Origin of the sequence: Aeromonas sp. HMWF017 (assembly GCF_003061465.1) — a bacterium.
Taxonomy (GTDB): domain Bacteria; phylum Pseudomonadota; class Gammaproteobacteria; order Enterobacterales; family Aeromonadaceae; genus Aeromonas; species Aeromonas veronii.
Genome location: NZ_QAJD01000113.1, coordinates 1 through 5,182 on the forward strand (window position 1 = coordinate 1; position 5,182 = coordinate 5,182).

Consider the following 5,182-nt stretch of genomic DNA (forward strand, 5'->3'; position numbering starts at 1 on the left):
AATTAAGAGAATACTAAATGAACATTTATACCATTGGATTTACTCAAAAAAGTGCTGAGGACTTTTTTACACTTATCGCTAGTAATAATATAAAGAGGATTGTTGATGTGAGGGTCAACAATACTTCACAGTTGTCTGGTTTTGCGAAAAGAGATGACTTGTTATTTTTTTTAAGCAGACTGACGCAGGCAGAATATGTACACTTACCAGAATTAGCACCGACCAAGGAACTACTTGCTACATATCAAAAAAAGAAGCTCTCTTGGACTCAATACGAGGAAGAGTTCCTCAACCTAATGGCAAGAAGAAACATAGAAAAAAACATTAAAATTAATGACTTATATGACGGATGTTTGTTGTGTAGCGAACACAAACCGCACCAATGTCATCGCAGGCTTGTGCTTGAATACCTTGCAAAGTATTCTGAAACAAACTTTCAGATAAAGCACCTTTACTGATGATAAGAATAATTGTTCTTTACCCAAAAGAATTTCTCTGCGAGAGTAAATTCCACCGAAAACTGGACAACATAACGTCAAAAATGAAGGCGCATACTTTACTTTATGTTGAGGACCATCATGGTTTCTTATCTAGCCGCGCCTGTAGCGATGTTACTGTAGAATCTGTTATTGATATCAATAATGCAAGACCGACTCACGCTATTATTTTTGATGATGGACACGAGTTTTCTTTCGAGTATGATATCTTTAAATCAATGAACATCCCCATTCGCAGAATAAAAATAGCCATAACAAGAGTAATAAACATCAAAAAAGACAGCCAATTTAATGGCATTAAAAGTGACTCAACATATGAATACATCGGGAGAGGGTCTAAATGGGGTAACCCTTACGCAATAGGTGAAGATGGTGATAGAGATGAGGTCATAAGAAAATTTGAATATGACTTTGAATACAATAAATTCATCAATGTTGATAAGAGTGACTTTTTAACTCTTCGAGGGAAAACATTAGGATGTTTTTGCAAGCCAGATAAATGCCACGGCGATATTATAGCCCATTATCTAAATAGTATTGATGATGAGGATTAAATCATTTATCTAAAATATTTCTATCTCGTAGGTTCGATTAGCCGTCAGGCGTAATCGGACGGTCGCGTAAATCGATTCTCCCGCCATATCGGTCACCCGCATTTCCCCCTCCGGCTGGCCACCCTGTTTCATGGCAACAACCGCAATCAAAACCTCTCGTTCGTCCGATTACGCTGCGCTAATCGAACCTACAGGGGGGAGATGAGCTGTTATCATTTGAGACAGTGCCCAGCGCCGCCACGCCCCAAGAGGAGAGTCATGGATATACCTGCCGCCCCGTCCCCCGCCATCTGCCAGCTGTGTCAGGAGAAAGCCGATCTCGACTTCGACTTCACCATGGCCTTTCAGCCCATCGTCGATTGCAGCAAGCGCACCATCTTCGGCTACGAGGCGCTGGTGCGAGGGCTCAACAACGAGCCGGCGCAGAGCGTGATTGCCAGGGTCAACGATGGCAATCGCTACCGCTTCGACCAGCTGTGCCGGATCAAGGCCATCGCGCTGGCCGCCCGGCTCGAGATGCGGGGAATGCTGAGCATCAACTTTCTGCCCAATGCGGTCTACCGCCCGGAGCGCTGCATCCGCACCACCCTGCAGGCGGCCCGCGAGCACCTCTTCCCCATCGAGCAGATCATGTTCGAGCTGACCGAGGTGGAGCAGGTGCAGGATAGCCAGCATCTTCGCGGCATCGTCGATCACTATCAGGCGCTCGGCTTCAAGACGGCGATCGATGACTTTGGCGCCGGTTACTCGGGCCTCAACCTGCTGGCCGATTTTCACCCCAACATCGTCAAGCTCGATATGCACCTGCTGCGCGGCATCGACCAGGACCCGACCCGGCAAGCCATAGTGCGCCACTGTCTGGCGCTGTTTGCCGAGTTGCAGATCACCCCGCTGGCGGAGGGGATCGAAACCCGCGAAGAGATGGCCTGCCTGCGGGAGATGGGCATCAGCCTGATGCAGGGCTATCTGTTTGCCCGCCCCGGCTTCGAAACCCTGCCCGAAGTGGATTTCGCCAGCCTGTAAGCCATATCAACCGCGGCTGCGCAAACATCCGGCTCCATTGCGCTGGACGACAAGCGCTTTAGCCAGCACCACTGCTATGATGCTGGCACCTGTTCATCAACGACCGAGATATCATGAAACGCAAAACCATGGCCCTACTGGTGGGCACCCATCTGCTGGTCGCGGCGGCAGGCTTTGCCGCCGGTGTCTACACCCTGCCAATCCTGATCGCGCCACCCGCACCTGATACCGAGCAGGTAGCGGCCAGCCAGCAGCAAGCGAGATTCCACGGCACCTTTCGCCGGGATCTGAAAGACAGCGATCGGCTGCACTGGGGGGAAGGCAAGGTGAGCATAGGGCCGGATGCCGTCAGCCTGATGGGCAAGCTGGCCCCTGGGCCGGACTACCAGCTCTACCTCTCCCCCGAGTTTATCGAGACCGAAGCCGATTTTGCCCGCCTCAAGGATCAGATGGTGCGAGTCGGGCCGGTGAAGACTTTCGACAACTTTATCGTGCCGCTGCCCGCCACGATCGATCCGGCCCGCTACAGCAGCGTGATCGTCTGGTGTGAAACCTTCGGCCAGTTCATCACCGCCGCCCGTTATCAGGATCTGCGTCCGGAACAGTAACCTCGCCCCAGACCCGCACCATGAAAAAGGGCTGACATCGCTGTCAGCCTTTTGGCTATCCGATCCGCTCGTCATTAACGCTCCGGCTTGGTCATCTCCCGCAGCAGCTGATCGATGCAGCCCACTACCTGCTCTGAGTTCTGCTCGATCTCGTGGTAGAGCGCCTCCGCCTCTTCATGCTTGTGCTGGTTTTTCAGCTCGATAATCTGCTGGATCACCTGATGCAGTCTGGCGTGCGGGGCGGCGATCGCCCTGAAGGCGGGTTGATCGCCACAGCATGCCTGCCCTTCGCTGAAGTACCAGTGGCCAAGGCGGCACTCCTTGTCACTGACCGCCTCGCTGCGCGACAGCCCCTCCTGCCCATCCAGATAGGCGCGCACCCGGGTCTTCCAGCCCATGTGAGCGGCGCGGGCGCGACTCAGCACCATCCGCACGTTGGAACCATCCTGGAACTGCCCGGCCAGATCCCCCAGCTTGTCCACCAGGGTCGCCACATGGCTGGCGATATGGGCGGTATCCCGCGCCACCAGCGTGGTGGCCTGGGAGATCTCGTGGACGCTGACAATATTGCGGGTGATCTCGTCGCTCACCGAGGACTGCTCCTCCGAAGCGGCGGCAATCTGGGTATTCATGTCGCGAATGCTGTTGACCGCCCCCTTGATCCGGCCGAGGGCTTCTCCCGCCTGATTGGCCCGCTCCACCGACTCCCCCGCCCGCGAGACGCTGTGTTCGATCATGGTCACAGTGGTGCCCACCGCCCGTTGCAACTGCTCTATGGTGCCGCGGATCTCGGCGGTGGAGTGCTGGGTGCGGCCTGCCAGCGAGCGCACCTCGTCGGCCACCACTGCAAAACCACGACCCTGTTCACCGGCCCGGGCCGCCTCGATGGCGGCGTTGAGGGCCAGCAGATTGGTCTGCTCGGCGATAGACTGGATCACCGCCAGCACAGAGCCAATCTGCTCGCTGGCCTTGGCGACCTCTTTCACCGTGTTGCCCGCGCTGGCGATCTCCTCCGCCAGCTGTTCGATCATGTTGACGCTCTGCTGCACCACTTCATCACCGGTGACCGCCTGATTGTCCGCTTCGTTGGCCGCTTCGGCCGCCTGTGCCGTGTTGTTGGCCACCTCGTGTACCGTGCTGGTCATCTCGGTCATGGCGGTGGCGAGCTGGGTGGTCTGCTCCTGCTGGCGCGTCATGCTGCCAAGGTTGCCCGCCGCACTGCGCGACAGCCGCTCGCTCTCACCAGCCAGTTCGCCCAGTGTCGCGGTGAGCTGGCTGATGGTGTCGCGGATCTTGGCAACAAAGCCATTGAACGCCGACCCGAGGCGGCGGATCTCCTCCGGCCCCGCCACCGGCAGCTTGCTGCCGAGATCGCCGGAGCCATTGGCCAGCGCCTCCAGCGCCTTGACGCTGTCAAGCAGCGGACGATTGATGCGATTGAGCGCGAACGCCATCACCATGGCAATCACCAGAGCCCCTACCAGAGAGATGATCGCCATCTGCCAGCCCTGACGAGCCAGATCGGCCGCGACCAGACTGTGATCCCGGGTCAACTCGATGATACCGACCGCCTTGCCGGAGTAATCGCGCAGGGGCGCCGCCATCACCAGCAAATCACTCCCCTGCTGCGTCATATTGACGAAGCGTTCCTCACCGGCCAGTACCGGCTGATACCACTCCATCGCCTCACCAAGCCGGGATGTGCCAACCAGCGTCACCAGCTTGCCCTGCTCAAACAGATAGATGGCGAGCTGCACCTGCTTGTCCAGCAGTTGGCCAAACAGCTTTTCATCCAGGGCACGACCGAACTCCACCGAACCGACCGGCTGCCCGTTGAAGGTGACCGGCACGACCCCGCGCAAACCGGTACCAGCCACGCCAATCTCCAGCCCGCCAACGGCATGATGCTCACGATTCACCTCAACCACAGTGGGGCGAATGGCAGAGAGGTCATCACCGTGTTTTTCAGGCTTGTGTACCCGATAGAGGGAAGTGGCTGGCGGCAGGTGGAACTGGAACTGCTCGATCCCCTGCGCCTTGATGGCAGGCCAGAGCGGATCAAACAGATTGGCGAGGGCCTGCCAATCCTTGTCGGCCACCGCCTTGGCTGCATCCGGCCGCTGGGCGATCAGAGTCGCCGCCAGCACGGTTTCATGGCTGGTGTTTTTGATCACCGCTTCCACATTCTGGAGCTGGCTCCACAGTGCAGCCTGCTCGGCCGCGAGCGCCCGCTGGCGATTTTCAAACAGATTAAAGGTAAGCAGCACCACGGCGAGCAATACGATGCCGCCGATTGCCAGCAGCGTGATCTGGTGACCCAGCTTGCGAGGGTGGAACATAAGACACCATCCTTGACAGTCATACCCAACCTACAGGATGGAACGGTTAAGTCGGGAGTCCATCAGAACTTAACCCTTTGTTGATATTGATCAAACGATTAACAGGCAAAATGCGAGGTGGGTCAAACGGGGGGAATATCCACCAGATAGAGGGCCATTCC

Annotated in this window: 5 protein-coding genes; 4 read left to right on the top strand and 1 reads right to left on the bottom strand. The window is 56.2% G+C overall.

The window, feature by feature from the left end; all coding sequences use genetic code 11:
• The first annotated feature begins 17 nt into the window (after positions 1 to 17).
• From DBR30_RS11305 to DBR30_RS11320, 4 genes are all read left to right on the top strand, one after another.
• Entirely contained in the window at positions 18 to 458 is a 441-nt protein-coding gene (locus DBR30_RS11305) for a DUF488 domain-containing protein (RefSeq protein ID WP_108541167.1), read from the top strand.
• Positions 458 to 1,051, top strand: a complete 594-nt coding sequence (locus DBR30_RS11310) for a DUF4326 domain-containing protein (RefSeq protein ID WP_108541168.1) — start codon at positions 458 to 460, stop codon at positions 1,049 to 1,051. The genes DBR30_RS11305 and DBR30_RS11310 overlap by 1 nt, the downstream gene beginning before the upstream one ends.
• Positions 1,052 to 1,309: 258 nt before the next feature.
• Positions 1,310 to 2,074, top strand: a complete 765-nt coding sequence (locus DBR30_RS11315) for an EAL domain-containing protein (protein ID WP_108541169.1) — start codon at positions 1,310 to 1,312, stop codon at positions 2,072 to 2,074.
• Between the two features lie 113 nt (positions 2,075 to 2,187).
• Positions 2,188 to 2,682: a DM13 domain-containing protein gene (locus DBR30_RS11320; protein WP_108541170.1), complete on the top strand. Its 495-nt coding sequence runs from the start codon at positions 2,188 to 2,190 to the stop codon at positions 2,680 to 2,682.
• A gap of 74 nt (positions 2,683 to 2,756) precedes the next feature.
• On the opposite strand, the gene DBR30_RS11325 is transcribed toward DBR30_RS11320, so the two are convergent.
• Positions 2,757 to 5,021 carry a methyl-accepting chemotaxis protein gene (locus DBR30_RS11325; protein WP_108541171.1) on the bottom strand — a complete coding sequence of 755 codons (2,265 nt, stop codon included), beginning with the start codon at positions 5,019 to 5,021 and terminating at the stop codon, positions 2,757 to 2,759.
• Between the last annotated feature and the right edge of the window lie 161 nt (positions 5,022 to 5,182).